The following is an 858-nucleotide window of genomic DNA, read 5'->3' on the forward strand; positions in this document are numbered from 1 at the left end:
CCCAAAAACAGGCTGGTTAGGGATTTCGCGCTATGACCTGCTGCTGATTTTTGCCATCTCCGTACAAGCAGCCATGCTGTATTTCAAGCTGGAAACTTGGGATGAAGTGAAATCGATTACGCTGTTTCACTTGGTGGGCTTTGCTTTAGAATGGTTCAAAACCTCAGGTGATATCCAGTCTTGGAGCTATCCGGATGAGGCATACACCAAAATTGGCGGCGTACCGCTGTTTGCAGGCTTTATGTATGCCGCAGTCGGCAGCTATATCATTCAAGCATGGCGGCTGTTTGACCTCAAAATCAAAAGCCATCCGCCGTATTGGTTGGGCACTTTGTGCGCACTGGCGATTTATATCAATTTCTTCACCCATCACTATATCGGCGACTATCGCTGGTATCTCGCTGCTTTTGCTCTCGGCCTATACGCCCGGACAACGGTCTTATACACGCCCTATGACACCACTCGCAAAATGCCGCTCCTGCTCGCTTTCGTCCTGATCGGATTTTTCATTTGGCTGGCGGAAAATTTGGGAACCCTATTCGGCGTTTGGCGCTATCCCAACCAAATCGGCGCGTGGGCATCGGTACACATCAGCAAATGGAGTTCATGGGCATTACTGGTGATGATGACTTTTACCATCGTCGCGAATTTAAAACACATCAAACATACCATCAGCGTATCAAAAGATTAGTTATTTAACATTTGAAAAGGCCGTCTGAAACTTTCAGACGGCCTTTAATTTTCAACAATCAATTAAACAAACTTAAGGCTTTAACAAACACCATAATGACGCCATAGCCCAAAGGAATGCAGACCAAAGCCCAGCGCCACCATACGCCGATACCGCCGGCTGATACC

At 47.3% G+C, this 858-nt stretch carries 2 protein-coding genes; one reads left to right on the plus strand and one right to left on the minus strand.

Annotated elements, in window-relative coordinates:
* A partial coding sequence (locus tag ACTHUM_RS15710; RefSeq protein ID WP_440403379.1) for a DUF817 domain-containing protein occupies positions 1 to 691 on the plus strand: 691 nt, incomplete at its 5' end.
* Between the two features lie 58 nt (positions 692 to 749).
* Here the strand turns inward: ACTHUM_RS15710 and ACTHUM_RS15715 are convergent.
* Positions 750 to 858 (minus strand): MFS transporter small subunit (locus ACTHUM_RS15715; protein ID WP_440403380.1); only part of this gene is annotated, 109 nt, incomplete at its 5' end.

The sequence above is a fragment of the Neisseria sp. P0021.S006 genome, assembly GCF_051956895.1.